The organism is Pseudomonas solani, assembly GCF_026072635.1.
GTDB classification, from domain to species: Bacteria; Pseudomonadota; Gammaproteobacteria; order Pseudomonadales; family Pseudomonadaceae; genus Metapseudomonas; species Metapseudomonas solani.
The window spans coordinates 2,551,951-2,569,291 of record NZ_AP023081.1 but is presented as its reverse complement, the minus strand read 5'-3'; the positions used below and the strand labels follow the sequence as shown (position 1 = coordinate 2,569,291).

General features: G+C 66.6%; 14 protein-coding genes. 8 read left to right on the top strand and 6 right to left on the bottom strand.

Going from position 1 to position 17,341, the window contains the following annotated elements:
• Window positions 1-381: 381 nt before the first annotated feature.
• From PSm6_RS11585 to PSm6_RS11550, 8 genes are all read left to right on the top strand, one after another.
• The gene (locus PSm6_RS11585) at window positions 382-1,872 is read left to right on the top strand and encodes an aldehyde dehydrogenase (RefSeq protein ID WP_265170241.1); all 1,491 of its coding nucleotides are present in this window, start codon (window positions 382-384) and stop codon (window positions 1,870-1,872) included.
• 146 nt (window positions 1,873-2,018) lie between these two features.
• Complete coding sequence (locus PSm6_RS11580) at window positions 2,019-3,071, top strand: gamma-aminobutyric acid-binding protein (protein ID WP_265170240.1); 1,053 nt, start codon at window positions 2,019-2,021, stop codon at window positions 3,069-3,071.
• Between the two features lie 123 nt (window positions 3,072-3,194).
• Window positions 3,195-4,628 (top strand): APC family permease, encoded by a 1,434-nt coding sequence (locus PSm6_RS11575; RefSeq protein ID WP_265170239.1) that lies wholly within the window; start codon window positions 3,195-3,197, stop codon window positions 4,626-4,628.
• 16 nt (window positions 4,629-4,644) lie between these two features.
• Window positions 4,645-6,027, top strand: a complete 1,383-nt coding sequence (locus PSm6_RS11570; protein ID WP_265170238.1) for an aspartate aminotransferase family protein — start codon at window positions 4,645-4,647, stop codon at window positions 6,025-6,027.
• 374 nt (window positions 6,028-6,401) lie between these two features.
• Window positions 6,402-7,385 carry an ABC transporter substrate-binding protein gene (locus tag PSm6_RS11565; RefSeq protein ID WP_021218257.1) on the top strand — a complete coding sequence of 328 codons (984 nt, stop codon included), beginning with the start codon at window positions 6,402-6,404 and terminating at the stop codon, window positions 7,383-7,385.
• A gap of 11 nt (window positions 7,386-7,396) precedes the next feature.
• A complete protein-coding gene (locus tag PSm6_RS11560; RefSeq protein ID WP_021218256.1) occupies window positions 7,397-8,200 on the top strand; it encodes an ABC transporter permease in 804 nt (267 codons plus the stop codon).
• A complete protein-coding gene (locus PSm6_RS11555) occupies window positions 8,188-9,024 on the top strand; it encodes an ABC transporter ATP-binding protein (protein ID WP_043244882.1) in 837 nt (278 codons plus the stop codon). The genes PSm6_RS11560 and PSm6_RS11555 overlap by 13 nt, the downstream gene beginning before the upstream one ends.
• 66 nt (window positions 9,025-9,090) lie before the next feature.
• Window positions 9,091-10,725 carry a GMC family oxidoreductase gene (locus PSm6_RS11550; RefSeq protein ID WP_443096610.1) on the top strand — a complete coding sequence of 545 codons (1,635 nt, stop codon included), beginning with the start codon at window positions 9,091-9,093 and terminating at the stop codon, window positions 10,723-10,725.
• Between the two features lie 103 nt (window positions 10,726-10,828).
• Here PSm6_RS11550 and PSm6_RS11545 read toward each other — a convergent pair whose 3' ends face one another.
• The 6 genes from PSm6_RS11545 to PSm6_RS11520 all read right to left on the bottom strand — a co-directional run bounded on the left by PSm6_RS11545 (window position 10,829) and on the right by PSm6_RS11520 (window position 17,322).
• The gene (locus PSm6_RS11545) at window positions 10,829-11,713 is read right to left on the bottom strand and encodes an ABC transporter permease subunit (RefSeq protein ID WP_021218253.1); all 885 of its coding nucleotides are present in this window, start codon (window positions 11,711-11,713) and stop codon (window positions 10,829-10,831) included.
• Window positions 11,710-12,591 (bottom strand): ABC transporter permease subunit, encoded by an 882-nt coding sequence (locus PSm6_RS11540; protein ID WP_162164734.1) that lies wholly within the window; start codon window positions 12,589-12,591, stop codon window positions 11,710-11,712. The genes PSm6_RS11545 and PSm6_RS11540 overlap by 4 nt, the downstream gene beginning before the upstream one ends.
• 23 nt (window positions 12,592-12,614) lie before the next feature.
• A complete protein-coding gene (gene potA, locus PSm6_RS11535) occupies window positions 12,615-13,757 on the bottom strand; it encodes a polyamine ABC transporter ATP-binding protein (RefSeq protein ID WP_021218251.1) in 1,143 nt (380 codons plus the stop codon).
• A 145-nt stretch (window positions 13,758-13,902) separates the two neighbouring features.
• On the bottom strand, window positions 13,903-14,994 hold the full coding sequence (locus PSm6_RS11530) for a polyamine ABC transporter substrate-binding protein (protein ID WP_043244879.1): 1,092 nt from the start codon (window positions 14,992-14,994) through the stop codon (window positions 13,903-13,905).
• 74 nt (window positions 14,995-15,068) lie between these two features.
• Complete coding sequence (locus tag PSm6_RS11525) at window positions 15,069-16,109, bottom strand: polyamine ABC transporter substrate-binding protein (RefSeq protein WP_043244913.1); 1,041 nt, start codon at window positions 16,107-16,109, stop codon at window positions 15,069-15,071.
• Window positions 16,110-16,221: 112 nt separating this feature from the next.
• Window positions 16,222-17,322 (bottom strand): polyamine ABC transporter substrate-binding protein, encoded by a 1,101-nt coding sequence (locus tag PSm6_RS11520; RefSeq protein WP_021218248.1) that lies wholly within the window; start codon window positions 17,320-17,322, stop codon window positions 16,222-16,224.
• Window positions 17,323-17,341: the final 19 nt, after the last annotated feature.

Here is a 17,341-nt window from a genome sequence, read left to right as displayed (position 1 = left end):
TCGAACGCAGAGAGTTGAAGCAGACCGTAGGGTGGGCTTCAGCCCACCGGCGATGCGTCGACGAGCACCATCGCGGATGAATCCGCTCCCACAAAAAAGAAGCGGCCTGCGCGCGCGGGGTGGAACGGCGGGCGAATGAATTCGCCCCTACAGGCGCCCTTTTTTCCGGTGTTTCTGCACCCCGATGGCGCACCCTGCAGGCCCGCCGCCCCAGGCTGGAGCCAAGGGCGGGAGGGTGCTGCGCGCGTGGTTCCGCTACTGAGCTTTTTCTTATCCACCGAGCATATTTTTAATAATTTTCCTAAGCCGAACTCTGTCGCACCATCAAGCCCAGTCACGAATAACAACCAGACCGCGAAGACGGTCGAGTGGGAGTGCAGCGTGTTCGATCTCGATTACTGGCAGCAGCGAGCTGCCCGGCAGGCATTCATCGACAAGGCACTGATCGGCGGCCATCAGGTCTCGGCCGCATCCGGTGCCACCTTCGACTCCATCAACCCCGCGACCAACCAGCTGCTGGCCCGCGTCGCCGCCTGCGGCGAGGCCGAGGTGGACCTGGCCGTGCGCAGCGCGCGCCGCGCCTTCGACCAGGGCCCCTGGGCACGCATGGCGCCGGTGGAGCGCAAGAAGGTGCTGCTGCGCCTCGCCGAGCTGATGATGGCCCACCGCGAGGAGCTGGCCCTGCTGGACTCCCTCGACATGGGCAAGCCGGTGATGGACGCCTACACCATCGACGTGCCCGGCGCCGCCAACGTCTTCGCCTGGTACGGCGAGGCCCTGGACAAGCTCTACGACCAGGTGGCCCCCACCGCCCCCGGCAGCCTGGCCACCATCACCCGCGAAGCGCTGGGCGTGGTCGCCGCCGTGGTGCCCTGGAACTTCCCCCTCGACATGGCCGCCTGGAAGCTGGCCCCGGCCCTGGCCGCCGGCAACAGCGTGGTGCTCAAGCCCGCCGAGCAGTCGCCCTTCTCCGCCCTGCGCCTGGGCGAGCTGGCCCTGGAGGCCGGCATCCCCGAGGGCGTGCTCAACGTGGTGCCGGGCCTGGGCGAAAGCGCCGGCAAGGCCCTCGGCCTGCACCCGGACGTGGACTGCCTGGTGTTCACCGGTTCCACCCAGGTGGGCAAGTACTTCATGGGCTATTCGGCCCAGTCCAACCTCAAGCAGGTGTGGCTGGAGTGCGGCGGCAAGAGCCCGAACCTGGTGTTCGAGGATTGCCGCGACCTCGACCTCGCCGCCGAGAAGGCCGCCTTCGGCATCTTCTTCAACCAGGGCGAGGTGTGCTCCGCCAACTCGCGCCTCTACGTGCAGCGCTCCATCCAGGACGAATTCATCGAACGCCTGCTGGCCAAGGCCCGCGACTGGATGCCCGGCGACCCGCTGGACCCCGCCAGCCGCGCCGGCGCCATCGTCGACGCCGCGCAGACCGGCCGCGTCATGGGCTTCATCGAAGGCGCCCAGGGCGAGGGCGCACGCCTGCTGGCCGGCGGCCGGCGCCTGACCTTCAACGGCTCGAGCAACTTCGTCGAGCCCACCCTGTTCGCCGACGTGCGCGGCGACATGACCCTGGCCCGCGAGGAAGTCTTCGGCCCGGTGCTGGCCATCAGCGCCTTCGACACCGAGGAGGAAGCCATCCGCCTCGCCAACGACAGCGTCTACGGCCTGGCCGCCTCGCTGTGGAGCGACGACCTGCACCGCGCCCACCGTGTCGCCCGTGCGCTCAAGGCGGGCACCGTATCGGTGAACACCGTGGACGCGCTGGACGTCACCGTACCCTTCGGCGGCGGCAGGCAATCCGGCTTCGGCCGCGACCTCTCGCTGCATTCCTTCGACAAGTACAGCCAGCTGAAGACCACCTGGTTCCAGCTGCGCTGAGGTCGCGATGACGACCCGGCCGCGCCTCGCCGCGCGGCCGCCATGACAAGAAAACCATCCGCGCCCGTGCACGCGCGGATACCCGGCCACCAGGCCACAACTGCCTCGACAACTGAACACAACTGAAAAGTAGTGAGGGAGTTCTCATGTCCAGATCCTTGCGTACCACCCTGCCCGCCACCCTCGGCCTCGCCCTGCTGACCACGGTCGGCGCGGCCCAGGCCCAGCCCGGGACGCTCACCGTGATCTCCTTCGGCGGCGCCACCAAGGCCGCCCAGGATGCCGCCTATTTCCGCCCCTTCGAACAGAGCGGCGCGGCCAAGGTGGTGGCTGGCGAATACAACGGCGAGCTGTCCAAGGTGAAGGCCATGGTCGACATCGGCCAGGTCAGCTGGGACGTGGTGGAAGTGGAAAGCCCCGAACTGCTGCGCGGTTGCGAGGAGGGCCTGTTCGAGCCCATCGACCCGGCCCTGCTCGGCGATGCCGCGCACTTCATCCCCGGCACCCTCAGCGAGTGCGGCGTGGCCAGCTACGTGTGGTCCATGGTGCTGGCCTACGACGCCGGCAAGCTGGCGGCGGCGCCCACCTCCTGGGCCGATTTCTGGGACGTGCAGCGCTTCCCCGGCAAGCGCGGCCTGCGCAAGGGCGCCAAGTACACCCTGGAAGCCGCGCTGCTGGCCGACGGGGTGAGGCGCGAGGACCTCTACACCGTGCTGGCGACCCCGGAGGGCGTCAGCCGCGCCTTCGCCAAGCTCGACCAGATCAAGCCGAACATCCAGTGGTGGGAGGCCGGTGCCCAGCCGCCGCAGTGGCTGGCGGCCGGCGACGTGGTGATGTCCGCCGCCTACAACGGCCGCATCGCCGCCGCGCAGAAGGAGGGCTCCAAGCTCGCCATCGTGTGGAACGGCAACCTCTACGACCCGGACCACTGGGCCATCGTCCGTGGCAGCCCGAACAAGGCCCTGGCCGAACGCTTCATCGCCTTCGCCAGCCAGGCCGAGCCGCAGAAGAGCTTCTCCAGCCAGATCCCCTACGGCCCGGTGCACAAGGACGCCCTCGCACAGCTGCCCGCCGCCACCCAGGCGCAACTGCCCACTGCGCCGGCGAACCTGGCCGAAGCCCAGTTGGTGGATGCGGAGTTCTGGGTCAACCACGGCGAGGAGCTGGAGGAACGCTTCAACGCCTGGGCGGCGCGCTGAGCCATGGTTCCGTCCGCGCCGGGGAAGCTGGGCGCGGGCGGGGCTGAACGACGGGTGCAACCCGTCACACCAGCCGGCGGCCCCTGAGCCGCCGGCGGATAACAAGAAGATCGGGAGAGCGTCATGAGTGCGAGTGTTTCCATCCCTGCCACGGGGCAAACCAGCGGCCTGCGCCGCGTTCTCGGGCTGGGCCCGCTGGTGGCGGTGGCCGTCGGCCTGGTGGTGTCCCAGGGCGTGATGGTGCTGATGCTGCAAGGGGCCGGCCTGGCCGGGCTGGGCTTCATCATTCCCCTGGGCATCGCCTACCTGCTGGCGCTGACCTATGCCCTGTCGTTCTCCGAACTGTCGCTGATGATCCCCCGCGCCGGCAGCCTGAGCAGCTACACCGAGGTCGCCATCGGCCATTTCCCGGCCATCCTCGCCACCTTCTCCGGCTACATGGTAGTGGCCATGTTCGCCCTCTCGGCGGAGCTGCTGCTCCTCGACCTGATCATCGGCAAGGTCTACCCCGGCGCGCTGCCGCCGATGCTGGTGGCCTACGGCGTGCTCGCCCTGTTCACTGTCTTCAACCTGCTGGGCATCGACGTCTTCGCCCGCCTGCAGAGCGCCCTGGCCCTGGTGATGGTGGTGACCCTGCTGGCCCTCGGCCTGGGCGCCATCAGCAGCGACATGGCCACCCTGGCCACGCCCCTGGACCAGGGCTGGAACCCGCTGGAAGCCGGCGCGCTGACCCTGGCGGCCATGGCCATCTGGGGCTTCGTCGGCGCCGAGTTCGTCTGCCCGCTGGTGGAGGAAACCCGCCGCCCGGAGCGCAACATCCCGCGCTCGATGATCATCGGCCTGACCCTGATCTTCGGCATCATCGTCCTCTACTGCCTGGGCGCGCTGCTGTGCATCCCCCGCGAGCAACTGGCCGCCGACCCGCTGCCACACTTCCTCTTCGCCACCACCGTGTTCGGCGAGGCCGGCAAGCTGTTCCTGGTGGCCGCCGCGGTGACCGCCACCTGCAGCACGGTGAACTCCTCCCTCGCCGCCCTGCCGCGCATGCTTTACGGCATGGCCCAGAACGGCCAGGCCTTCCCGCAGTTCAAGCACCTCAGCCAACGCACCCGCACGCCCTGGGTGGCAGTGCTGTTCATCGCCGGCATCACCGGCCTGCCGATCCTCCTGCTGGGCCAGGACCCGGACTCCATCAGCCTGTTGCTGCTGGCCGCCGCGCTGGCCTGGCTGCTGGCCTACATCATCGTGCACATCGACGTGATCGCCCTACGCCGCCGCTACCCGCACATGGCCCGGCCGTTCCGTTCGCCCTTCTACCCCTGGCCCCAGGTGCTCGGCATCGTCGGCATGCTCTTTGCCATCTACCACGTCTCCCCGGCCCCGGAGATGACCACGAAGATCTTCGGCACCGCCGGCGTGGTGCTCGGCCTGATCTCGGTGATCGCCATCGCCTGGATCAAGCGGGTGATGCGCAAGCCGCTGTTCGTGCCCGAACCACTGACCCCTTCCGAGCCGGCGCCGGTCATCCGCGCCGCCCTTTCCCCCGACCCCCTTTGACGAGCAGGAGAAGACCATGACCGCTCCCATCACCCCGCAGCGCAGCACCGAGGACTACCAGGCAGCCGATGCCGCGCACCACATCCACGCCTTCCTCGACCAGAAGGCGCTGAACGCCGAAGGCCCGCGCGTGATGGTGCGCGGCGAAGGCCTGCACCTGTGGGACAACGACGGCAAGCGCTACCTCGACGGCATGTCCGGCCTGTGGTGCACCAACCTGGGCTACGGCCGCAAGGACCTGGCCGCCGCCGCCAGCGCCCAGCTGGAGCAGCTGCCGTACTACAACATGTTCTTCCACACCACCCACCCGGCGGTGGTGGAGCTCTCCGAGCTGCTCTTCAGCCTGCTGCCGGCCCACTACAGCCACGCCATCTACACCAACTCCGGTTCCGAGGCCAACGAGGTGCTGATCCGCACCGTGCGCCGCTACTGGCAGATCCTCGGCAAGCCGCAGAAAAAGGTGATAATCGGCCGCTGGAACGGCTACCACGGCTCGACCCTGGCGGCCACCGCCCTGGGCGGGATGAAGTTCATGCACGAGATGGGCGGGCTGATCCCCGATGTCGCCCACATCGACGAGCCCTACTGGTTCGCCCAGGGCGGCGACCTGACCCCGGCCGAGTTCGGCCTGCGCTGCGCCCGCCAGCTGGAGGAGAAGATCCTCGAACTGGGTGCCGACAATGTCGCCGGCTTCATCGCCGAGCCCTTCCAGGGCGCGGGTGGGATGATCTTCCCGCCGGAGAGCTACTGGCCGGAGATCCAGCGCATCTGCCGCCAGTACGACGTGCTGCTGTGCGCAGACGAGGTGATCGGTGGCTTCGGCCGCACCGGCGAATGGTTCGCCCACCAGCACTTCGGCTTCCAGCCCGACACCCTGTCCATCGCCAAGGGCCTGACCTCCGGCTACATCCCCATGGGTGGCCTGGTGCTGGGCAAACGCATCGCCGAGGTGCTGGTGGAACAGGGCGGCGTGTTCGCCCACGGCCTGACCTACTCCGGGCACCCGGTGGCCGCCGCCGTGGCCATCGCCAACCTCAAGGCGCTGCGCGACGAGGGCGTGGTCACCCAGGTGAAGAACGACACCGGCCCCTACCTGCAGCAGTGCCTGCGCGAGGTGTTCGGCAAGCACCCGCTGATCGGCGAGATCCAGGGCACCGGCCTGGTGGCGGCCCTGCAGTTCGTCGAGGACAAGGCCACGCGCAAGCGCTTCGACAACGAGAACGACATCGCCTGGCGCTGCCGCACCCTCGGCTTCGAGGAGGGCGTGATCATCCGCTCCACCCTGGGCCGGATGATCATGGCGCCCGCCCTGGTGGCGACCCGCGCGGACATCGACGAACTGATCGACAAGACCCGCCGCGCGGTGGAACGCACGGCCCAGGAGATCGGCCGCGGCTGAGCAGGCACCTTAGGGTGGGCTTCAGCCCACCAGCGATGCATTGACCCGCGACGGGGCCACAGCCGTGCCCCGTCCTTCCCAACGGCTAGATAAACCGGGGCCGCCTCCAGGCCACGGTGCAGGAGAAAACGGTGGGCTGAAGCCCACCCTACGACCGCGCACGGCGCAGGTGGCGGCCCTCGAGGCCGGCGCCGCGATGACCCGGTCCCGCTCCACGGCGATGCGCCGCATCAGACGCACCCAACGACACAGGGCCCATGGAAGGGGCCGCAGCAGAACAGGACCCCGAGCCCACGCAGGCCCGGGGCGCGGAACGAATTCGGCCAATGGCCCGTACTGCCCAGCAATTCCAACAACTAATGCGGGAGTGTTCCATGATCAAGTCCTTGCTACGTCGCTTCACCCTTCCCCTCACCTGCACCGCGTTGGCGGTCGGCGCCGCCGGCGCCCAGGCGGGCACCCTGTCCATCGGCCATACCACCTGGGTCGGCTACGGCACGCTGTACCTGGCCCGCGACCTGGGCTACTTCAAGGAGCTGGGCCTGGACCTGGAGCTGACCACCATCGAGGAAGCCTCGATGTACATGGCCGCCCAGGCCTCCGGGAAGCTGTCCGGCTCCGCCTCCACCATCGACGAGGTGCTCAAGTACCGCTCCAAGGACTTCTGCTTCAAGGCGGTCGCCGCCCTGGACGAAAGCTACGGCGGCGACGGCGTGCTGGTGGGCAAGGAGGTCACCAGCCTGAAGGACCTCAAGGGCCAGTCGGTGGCGGTGAACGAGGGCTCGGTCTCGCAGTTCTGGCTGTCCTACCTGCTCAAGCACAACGGCATGACCATGGCCGACCTGGACATCCAGAACATGACGGCCGACGACGCCGCTACCGCCTTCATCGCCGGCCGCGTGCCCGCCGCCGTGACCTGGGAGCCGCACCTGTCGCTGGTGCGCCAGAAGGGCGAAGGCAAGGTGCTGGTGGACAGCAGCACGACCCCCGGCGTGATCGTCGACGTGGTGGCGCTGTCCTGCGATGTGATCGACAAGCAGCCCGAGGACGTGAAGGCGCTGGTCAAGGGCCTGTACAAGGCCGTGCAGTTCACCCAGGACAACCCCGAGAAGGCCCACGAGATCATGGCCAAGGGCGTCGGCGGCTACCTGGCCGACCCGGTGGAGCTGGCCAACGCCGCCAAGGGCGTGCGCTTCTACGACCAGGCCATGAGCGAGAAGCTGCTTGGCGTGCCCGGCAAGCCCGGTGACATCAAGGGCGTGATCCGCCTGGCCAACGAGACCTGGAGTGCCCTGCAGGGCAAGCGCTACGAAGTCAGCTACGACGACCTCGTCGACACCCGCTTCGTCAGCCAGTAAGGGAGCCGACCATGCCTTCTCGACACTCCTGGCTGAACCGCTGCCTGACCCCCAAGGTCGAGCTGCCGGCGAAGCTGATACTCGGTGCGGGCAGCCTCGGCTGGCTGCTGGTGCTCGGCCTCTGGGCCGGGCTTTCCTACGGCGGCGTGGTGCCGGCGATGTTCCTGCCCACCCCGGGCGCGGTGCTGGAGGCGGCCGCGCGGCTGGCCGGCGACGGCACCCTCGGCAAGCACGTGCTGGCGAGTGTCGAGGTGGTGCTCATCGGCTTCGCGGTGTCGTCCCTGGTGGCGGTGCCGCTGGGGCTGCTGATGGGCAGCTTCCGCATCGTCCAGGCCTTCCTCGAACCGCTGGTGAACTTCGTCCGCTACCTGCCGGTGACCTCCTTCGTGCCGCTGTTCATCCTGTGGATCGGCATCGGCCTGGAGCAGCGGGTGACGGTGATCATCTTCGGCGTGTTCTTCCAGCAGTTGGTGATGATCGCGGACGTTTCCAAGGGCGTCTCGCGGGACCTGATCAACGCCTCCTACACCCTGGGTTCGAGCCGCCGCGACGTGGTGCTCCACGTGCTCGGCCCGGCCTCCCTGCCCGGCGTGCTGGACACCCTGCGGGTGACCATGGGCTGGGCCTGGACCTACCTGGTGGTGGCCGAGCTGGTGGCCGCCAGCAGCGGCCTGGGCTACATCAGCCTGAAGGCCATGCGCGGCTTCCAGGTGGACGTGATCTTCCTCGCCATCGCCATCATCGGCCTGCTCGGGCTGGTGACCGATCAACTGTTCCGACTCCTCCGACTGAAGGTGGCCTCATGGGCGCAGTAGCAGCCATGCACGATCAGACCCTGGCCGCCCCCGCTGCGGCCGCAACCCCCACTGAACGCCTGCGGGTGGAGAACGTCTGCCTGCGCTACCAGAGCCCGGGCGGCAAGACCTTCGCCGCGCTGGAGAACGTCTCCCTGAGCGTGCCGGACCAGCAGTTCGCCGTGCTCGTGGGCCCCTCCGGCTGCGGCAAGTCGAGCCTGCTGTACCTCACCGCCGGCCTGGCCGAACCCACGTCGGGGGCGATCTACGTCGGCGGCAAGCGGGTCGAGGGGCCCGGCGCCGATCGCGGCATGGTGTTCCAGGGCTACACCCTGTTCCCCTGGCTCAACGTGCGCGAGAACATCGAGTTCGGCCTCAAGCGCAAGGGCATGCCCAAGGGCGAGCGCCAGGAGATCGTCGACTTCTACCTCGCCGAAGTGGGCCTGGCACCCTTCGCCGGGCATTACCCCAAGCAGCTCTCCGGCGGCATGATGCAGCGCGTGGCCATCGCCCGCGCACTGGCCAACGACCCGCAGATCCTGCTGATGGACGAGCCCTTCGGCGCCCTCGACAGCCAGACCCGCATGCAGATGCAGAAGCTGTTGTTGCGGGTGTGGGAGCACAGCAAGAAGACCGTGGTGTTCGTCACCCACGACATCGACGAAGCCATCCTGCTGGGCGACCGCATCTACGTCATGGGTGCCCGTCCCGGCCACATCAAACGCGAGCTCGACGTGCCCATCCCCCGCCCACGCGAGCTGGACATGGTGATGGACCGCGCCTTCATCGAGATGAAGCGCGAGATCCTCGGCCTGCTCCACGACGACCTCGAAGAGATGCACTGACCGCCCGGGGGCGGCACGCCCGCCCCGGCACCATCGCAAGGAGGGCCCCATGCCCGCTTCGACTCCATCCCCCAGCGTTACGACTACCTGGTGGTCGGCGCCGGGTCGGCCGGCTGCGTCCTGGCCAACCGCCTCAGCGCCGACCCCGGCGTGCGCGTCTGCCTGATCGAGGCCGGCGGCAGCGACGCCAGCCCGCGCGTGCAGACGCCGGCCGGCACCATCACCCTGTACAAGAGCCGGCGTTTCAGCTGGAACTTCTTCTCCGCGCCCCAGCCACGCCTCAACGGCCGCCAGCTGCACTGCCCACGGGGCAAGGCACTGGGCGGCTCCAGCTCGATGAACTCGATGATCTACATCCGTGGCGACGCCTCCGACTACGACCGCTGGGCCGAACTCGGCTGCGACGGCTGGAGCTGGCGCGAGGTGCTGCCGCTGTTCAGGAAGTCCGAGGGCAACCGCCTGGGCCAGGACCTGGCCTACCACGGCACCCGGGGCGAGCTCGCGGTGGACCGCGCCCGCGACCCCAACCCGCTGTCGCACCTGTTCATCAAGGCCGCCGAGGCCATCGGCCTGAAACGCAACGACGACTTCAACGGCGGCCAGCTGGAAGGCGTCGGCCTCTACAACCTGACGCAGAAGGACGCGCGGCGGCTGTCCAGCTACCGCGCCTTCGTCGCGCCGGTGCGCGAGCGGCCGAACCTGCAGGTGCTGACCGGCTGCAAGGTGCTGTCGCTGCTGCTCGAAGACGGCGCCGCCAAGGGCGTGCTGATCGAACGTGACGGCGTGGAGCAACGCCTGGAGTGCAAGCGCGAGGTGATACTCGCCGCCGGCGCCATCGGCTCGCCGCAGGTGCTCCTGGCGTCCGGCATCGGCCCCAGGGCGGAGCTGGAGGCCGCCGGCATCGAGGTGCATCACGACCTGCCCGGCGTCGGCAAGAACCTGCAGGACCACCTCGACGGCCTGGTCACCGTGCGCTCGCCGAGCCCGCTGACCCTGGGCTTCTCCTGGGGCTCGCTGCCCAGCGTGCTGCTGTCGCCCTTCAAGTACCTGGCGCAGCGGAAGGGCTGGCTGACCACCAACTACGTGGAGGCCGGCGGTTTCGCCCGCACGCCCCTGGCCGGCGCGCTGCCGGACGTGCAGTTCCACTTCGTGCCGGGCTATCGCAGCCACCGTGGCCGCCTGTTCGAGTGGGGCCACGGCTACGCGGTGCACACCTGCGTACTGCGCCCCGGCAGCATCGGCGAGCTGCGGGTGAAGGCGCGGGGGGAGATCGAGATCGACTACAACTTCCTCGCCGACCCGCAGGACGCCCGGGTGCTGGTGGAGGGCATCCGCCTGGCGCGGCGCATCCTCGCTGGCGCCGCCTTCGATGGCCTGCGTGGCCAGGAGATGCTGCCCGGCACCGAGGTGCAGAGCGACGAGCAGTTGCTGGCGTACATCCGCGAGCACGCCGCCACGGTGTTCCACCCGGTGGGCACCTGCAAGATGGGCGTGGACGCCATGAGCGTGGTGGACCCGCAGCTGCGGGTGCGCGGCGTGAAGGGCCTGCGCGTGGCCGATGCCTCGATCATGCCGACCCTGGTCAGCGGCAACACCAATGCGCCGTGCATCATGATCGGCGAGAAGGCCGCGCAGATGATCCTGCAGGGCGGGCAGGCCAAGGCGGAAGCCGTGGAGGATGCAGCGCTGGCGGCGGTCTAGGCCGTGCCGGTGGTTTTCCCGGGCTGAAGCCCGGGCTACGGCTGGCGCTGCGAACGGAAATGAAAAGGCCACCCGAGGGTGGCCTTTTCCGTTACCGCGAGGCTCAGGCCGGTTGGCTGGCCCCACCGCGCTTGTTGCTGGACGCGGCTTCGGCGGCCATGGATTCCATGGCTTCCTGGATGGCGCGCTTGCGGCGCTCTTCGGCCTGGCGGCTGAAGTACCAGGCGAAGAAGGTGAACAGCGACACGGTCAGCAGGATCAGGCTGGCCACGGCGTTGATCTCCGGTTTCACACCCAGGCGCACGGCGGAGAACACTTCCATCGGCAGGGTGGTGGAACCGGGGCCGGAAACGAAGCTCGCCAGCACCAGGTCGTCCAGGGACAGGGCGAAGGACATCATGCCGCCCGCCGCCAGCGACGGCGCGATCATCGGGATGGTGATCAGGATGAACACCTTCCACGGACGCGCCCCGAGGTCCATGGCGGCCTCCTCGATGGACAGGTCCAGCTCACGCAGGCGCGCCGATACCACGATGGCCACGTAGGCCGAGCAGAAGGTGGTGTGGGCGATCCAGATGGTGACGATGCCACGCTCCTGGGGCCAGCCGATCAGTTGCGCCATGGCCACGAACAGCAGCAGCAGCGACAGACCGGTGATGACCTCGGGCATGACCAGCGGCGCGGTGACCAGGCCGCCGAACAGCGTACGGCCACGGAAGCGCGGGATGCGGGTCAGGACGAAGGCCGCCAGGGTGCCCAGCGCCACCGCCGCGATGGCGGTGTAGCAGGCGATCTCCAGGGAGCGCATCACCGAGTTCATCAGTTGGGAGTTGTCCAGCAGGCCGACGTACCACTTCACCGACCAACCGCCCCAGACCGTGACCAGCTTGGAGGCGTTGAACGAGTAGATGACCAGGATGAGCATCGGCAGGTAGATGAACAGCAGGCCGACCCAGAGCATCACGTTGGAGAAACTGAAGCGCTTCATACCTTGCCCTCCAGTTCCTTGGCTTGGTTACGGTTGAACAGGATGATCGGGACGATGAGGATCGCCAGCATCACCACTGCCAGCGCGGACGCCACCGGCCAGTCGCGGTTGTTGAAGAACTCCTGCCACAGCACCTTGCCGATCATCAGGGTCTCCGGGCCGCCGAGCAGTTCGGGGATGACGAACTCGCCCACCACCGGGATGAACACCAGCATGCTGCCGGCGATGATGCCGTTCTTGGACAGCGGCACGGTGATCTTCCAGAAGCTGTTGAAGTTGCTCGAACCGAGGTCCGAGGCGGCTTCCAGCAGGCTCTGGTCGTGCTTCACCAGGTTGGCGAACAGCGGCAGGATCATGAACGGCAGGTAGGAGTAGACCACGCCGATGTAGACCGCGGTGTTGGTGTTGAGGATCTGCAGCGGCTCGCTGATCAGGCCGATGCCCATCAGGAAGCTGTTGAGCAGGCCGTTGTTGCTGAGGATGCCCATCCAGGCGTAGACGCGGATGAGGATGGCGGTCCAGGTCGGCATCATGATCAGCAGCAGCAGCACGGTCTGGGCTTCCTTGCCGGCACGGGCAATGGCGTAGGCCATCGGGTAGCCGATCAGGAGACACAGCAGGGTGCTGAAGAAGGCCATCTTCAGGGAGCCCAGGTAGGCGGCCAGGTAGAGTTCGTCCTCGCTCAGCATGAAGTAGTTGCCGAGGTTGAGAGCGATCTGCAGCTGGTTTTCAGCCCAGGTGTAGATTTCTGTATAGGGCGGGATCGCCACGTCCGCTTCCGCGAAGCTGATCTTCAGCACGATGGCGAAGGGCAGCAGGAAGAACAGGAACAGCCAGACGAAGGGAATCCCGATCACCGCGTGCCGGCCCGTGGGCAGGCGCTTCTTTATGCTGGATATTTTCATGAGCGCAGCACCACCCCGCTGTCGTCCTCCCACCATACGAAGACTTCATCGTCCCAGGTCGGACGCGCGCCGCGACGCTCGGCGTTGGCGACGAAGGACTGGACGATGGAGCCGCCGGGCAGCTTGACGTAGAACACCGAGTGACCGCCGAGGTAGGCGATGTCGTGGATCTTGCCGCGCGACCAGTTGTACTCGCAGGTGGGCTGCTCGGTGGTGACCAGCAGCTTCTCGGGGCGCAGGGCGTAGGTGATGCGCTTGTCCTGCACCGAGGTGGTCACGCCGTGGCCGACGTAGATCGGGCGCTCCAGCTCGGGGCAGGCGATCAGGGCGTGGGCCTCGAGGTCCTCCACCACTTCGCCGTCGAACAGGTTGACGTTGCCGATGAACTCGCACACCAGGCGGCTGATGGGGGTCTCGTAGATGTCCACCGGGCTGCCGATCTGCTCGATGCAGCCCAGGTGCATGATGGCGATGCGCTGGGCCATGGTCATGGCCTCTTCCTGGTCGTGGGTCACCATGACGCAGGTCACGCCGACGCGCTCGATGATCTCCACCAGCTCCAGCTGCATCTGCGAACGCAGCTTCTTGTCCAGGGCGCCCATGGGCTCGTCGAGCAGCAGCAGCTTGGGACGCTTGGCCAGCGAGCGGGCCAGGGCCACGCGCTGACGCTGGCCACCAGACAGCTGGTGCGGCTTGCGCTTGGCGTACTGGGTCATCTGCACCAGCTTGAGCATCTCGGTGACACGCTCGTCGATCTCGCTGCTGGAGAGGCGATCTTGTTTGAGTCCGAAGGCGATGTTCTGCGCAACAGTCATATGCGGGAAAAGCGCATAGGACTGGAACATCATGTTGATCGGCCGCTCGTAGGGCGGCATGTCGGTGATATCGACGCCGTCGAGGAAGATGCGACCTTCAGTGGGACGTTCGAAACCCGCCAGCATGCGCAGCAGGGTCGACTTGCCCGAGCCGGAACCACCCAGCAGGGCGAAGATCTCGCCCTTGTTGATGGTCAGCGAGACGTCGTCCACCGCAAGGGTCTCGTCGAACTGCTTGGTCACCCGGTCGATCTTGACCAGCACCTCTTTGGGTTGCTGGTTGCCCTCGAGGGCTTTCTTGTAGGCACCGGAGGCTATTGCCATTACCACACTCCCAATTCTTGCTAGCCGACCATTATGGCCGGTTGCGTTGAGTATCGCTCGTTAGGCGCGAGACGCGCGTCCAGACCCGCTCGTCGCCCGCTCTGGCGCAAGCTGCGCGAGCCCTGCCCGCGCGGCTCGCCCCCGATCACTTGCCCGACTTGACCTTGGTCCAGCTCCGGGTCATCAGCCGTTGCACCTTCGGAGGCAGTTCCTCCGAGACATACAGCTTGTCCAGCACCGCTTGTGGCGGGTACACGGACGCGTCGTCACGCACTTCCTGATTCATGAATTCGCCCGACTTGGTGTTCGGGTTGGCGTAGCCCACGTAGTCGCTGACCTTGGCGATGACTTCGGGGCGCAGCAGGTAGTCGATGAAGGCGTGGGCTTCCTTGGCGTTGGCGGCATCGGCCGGCACGGCGACCATGTCGAACCACAGGTTGCCGCCCTCTTTGGGGATCGCGTAGGCGATTTCCACGCCCTTGCCGGCTTCCTCGGCGCGCGCGGCGGCCTGGAAGATGTCACCGGAGAAGCCCGCCGCGACGCAGATGTCGCCGTTGGCCAGGTCACCGATGTACTTGGAGGAGTGGAAATAGGTGATGTAGGGACGAACCTCCATCAGCTTGGCCTCGGCTTTCTTGTAGTCGTCCGGGTTCTTGCTGTTGGGGTTCAGGCCCAGGTAATTGAGCATGGCCGGAATCATTTCGTCGGCCGAGTCGAGGAAGGCCACGCCGCACTGGCTGAGCTTCTTGATGTTCTCGGGTTCGAAGATCACCGACCAGGAGTCGATCTTGTCGACGCCGAGCACGGCCTTGACCTTCTCGGCGTTGTAGCCGATGCCGTTGGTGCCCCAGAGGTAGGGGACGGCGTACTGGTTGCCGGGGTCGTTGGCTTCCAGGCGCTTGAGCAGCACGGGATCGAGGTTGTCCCAGTTCTTCAGCTGGCTGCGGTCCAGTTTCTGGAAGGCGCCGGCCTTGATCTGCTTGCCGAGGAAGTGGTTGGAGGGGACCACCACGTCATACCCGGTGCGACCGGCCAGGAGCTTGCCTTCGAGGGTTTCGTTGGAGTCGAAGACGTCATAGACGGGCTTGATGCCGGTCTCTTTCTGGAAGTCCGCCAGGGTGGTCTCGCCGATGTAGTCGGACCAGTTGTAGATGTGCACCGTCTGCTCGGCGTGGGCCTGTGAAGCCAGGGTCAGCACGGCGGCGGTGATCAGGGTTTTGCAGAAGGAAACTCGCACACTTTAATCCTCTTGATATGCCGGGCCGCTGGCGCACCGGGGCGCGCTGCGGAGTTTCTTATCGGGTTGTCGCTTCAACGACCGCTTTTTATCCGGGTCCAGTCACGGGTCAGCCAGCGCTGGACATCGCGCGGGCGCTCCCGGGCCACGTAGAGCTTGGCCATCACTTCCGGCGAGGGGTAGACGCCGGGGTTCTCGCGCACGCTGGCATCCACCAGCGCGGTCGCATCCTTGTTGGCATTGGCATAGGAAACGTAGTCGCTGATCTTGGCGATCACATCCGGGCGCATCAGGTAGTTGATGAAGATATGCGCCTCTTCCACGTGCTTGGCGTCCCGGGGGATGGCCAGCATGTCCGCCCACATGGCGGTGCCTTCCTTGGGGATGACGTAGATGATCTCGTCCTTGCGCCCGGCCTCTTCGGCGCGGCTGGCGGCCTGGAGCATGTCGCCGGAGTAGCCGAAGGCGATGCAGATGTCGCCGTTGGCCAAGTCGCCGATGGACTTGGAGGAGTGGAAGTAGGTGATGTACGGGCGCACCTTGAGCAGTTGGGCGGTGGCCTTGTCGTAGTCGGCGCGCTCGTGGGTGTGGGGCGAGCCGCCGAGGTAGTTGACCATCTGCGGCATGACTTCATCGCCGGAATCGATCAGGGCGACGCCGCACTGGGTGAGCTGCTTGACCACCTCGGGGTCGAACAGCAGCGACCACGAGTCGAGCTTGGCATCGGCACCGAGGATGGCGCGCACCTTGGTGGCGTTGAGGCCGATGCCGTTGGTGCCCCACATGTAGGGCACGGAGTATTCGTTGCCCGGATCGCCGCCCGCGAGGTTCTTCAGCACGGCAGGGTCCAGGTGGGAGAGGTTCGGCAGCTTGGACTTGTCCAGCTTCTGGTAGGTGCCGGCCTTGATCTGCTTGGCCAGGAAGTGGTTGGTGGGGACCACCACGTCGTAGCCGGATTGCCCGGTGGCGAGCTTGCCATCGAGGGTTTCGTTGGAGTCGAAGACGTCGTAGACCACCTTGATCCCGGTTTCCTTCTGGAAGTTCTCCAGGGTGTCCGGGGCGATGTAATCGGACCAGTTGTACACGTGCACGACACGCTCCTGCGCCTGTGTCATGGACACGACGAAGAAACTGGCCAGCAACCCGTACAGCCAGGGGCGATTGCGCATGAGGAGGTCCTCTTGGGGTGGTTCACCCTCCGGCGAGCGCCGGAGGGTGGGTGGCGGCTTACTTGCCCGACTTGATGGTGGTCCAGGTACGGGTCATTACGCGCTGCACCTTGGCCGGCAGGTCCGGGAAGGCGTAGAGCTTGGCCATGGTCTCCTTGCTCGGGTAGATGCCCGGGTCGGTGCGGATCGCCTCGTCCACCAGCGGGGTGGCGGCGGCGTTACCGTTCGGGAACTGCACGAAGTTGGTGATCTCGGCCATGATTTCCGGCTTCATCAGGAAGTTCATGAAGGCGTAGGCGGCGTCCGGGTTGGCGGCGTCGGCAGGGATCGCGACCATGTCGAAGAAGGTGCCGGCACCTTCCTTCGGAATGTTGTACGCGACCTTCACGCCAGCCTTGGCCTCGTCGGCACGGGACTTGGCCTGGTACACGTCACCCGAGTAGCCCACGGCCACGCAGAGGTTGCCGTTGGCCAGGTCGGAGATGTACTTGGAGGAGTGGAAGTAGGTCACGTGCGGACGGATCTTGAGGAACAGCGCCTCGGCTTCCTTGAGCTGCTTGGGGTCCTGGCTGACCGGGCTGTAGCCCAGGTAGTGCAGGGCGATCGGCAGGATTTCGGTCGGCGAGTCGAGGAAGGAAACACCGCAGGATTTCAGCTTCTCGATGTTCTCGGGCTTGAACAGCAGGTCCCAGGAATCCACCGGGGCCTTGTCGCCGAGCACGGCCTTGACCTTGTCGACGTTGTAGCCGATGCCGATGGAGCCCCACATGTAGGGGAAGGCGTACTGGTTGCCCGGGTCGGAGACTTCGACGGTCTTCAGCAGGTTCGGGTCCAGGTTCTTCCAGTTCGGCAGCTTGGACTTGTCCAGCGGCTGATAGACCTTGGCCTTGATCTGCTTGGCCAGGAAGTTGTTGGACGGCACCACGATGTCGTAACCGGACTTGCCGGCCAGCAGCTTGGCTTCCAGGGTCTCGTTGGAGTCGAAGACGTCGTAGACGACCTTGATCCCGGTTTCCTTGGTGAACTTCTCGACGGTTTCCGGGGCGATGTAGTCAGACCAGTTATAGACGTGCAGCACCTTGTCTTCTGCCTGCGCCACACCAGCCACAGCGCCAGCGAGCGTCATGGCGAGCAAGGTCTTGCCGAAGGTTTTGAACATGCGGGTAGCTCCATTTGTT

Coding starts and splice junctions, on each gene's coding strand:
- PSm6_RS11570 (WP_265170238.1), top strand. CDS start 4,645: ATGACCGCTCCCATCACCCCGCAGCGCAGCACCGAGGACTACCAGGCA.
- PSm6_RS11575 (WP_265170239.1), top strand. CDS start 3,195: ATGAGTGCGAGTGTTTCCATCCCTGCCACGGGGCAAACCAGCGGCCTG.
- PSm6_RS11520 (WP_021218248.1), bottom strand. CDS start 17,322: ATGTTCAAAACCTTCGGCAAGACCTTGCTCGCCATGACGCTCGCTGGC.
- PSm6_RS11545 (WP_021218253.1), bottom strand. CDS start 11,713: ATGAAGCGCTTCAGTTTCTCCAACGTGATGCTCTGGGTCGGCCTGCTG.
- PSm6_RS11525 (WP_043244913.1), bottom strand. CDS start 16,109: ATGACACAGGCGCAGGAGCGTGTCGTGCACGTGTACAACTGGTCCGAT.
- PSm6_RS11565 (WP_021218257.1), top strand. CDS start 6,402: ATGATCAAGTCCTTGCTACGTCGCTTCACCCTTCCCCTCACCTGCACC.
- potA (WP_021218251.1), bottom strand. CDS start 13,757: ATGGCAATAGCCTCCGGTGCCTACAAGAAAGCCCTCGAGGGCAACCAG.
- PSm6_RS11555 (WP_043244882.1), top strand. CDS start 8,188: ATGGGCGCAGTAGCAGCCATGCACGATCAGACCCTGGCCGCCCCCGCT.
- PSm6_RS11560 (WP_021218256.1), top strand. CDS start 7,397: ATGCCTTCTCGACACTCCTGGCTGAACCGCTGCCTGACCCCCAAGGTC.
- PSm6_RS11580 (WP_265170240.1), top strand. CDS start 2,019: ATGTCCAGATCCTTGCGTACCACCCTGCCCGCCACCCTCGGCCTCGCC.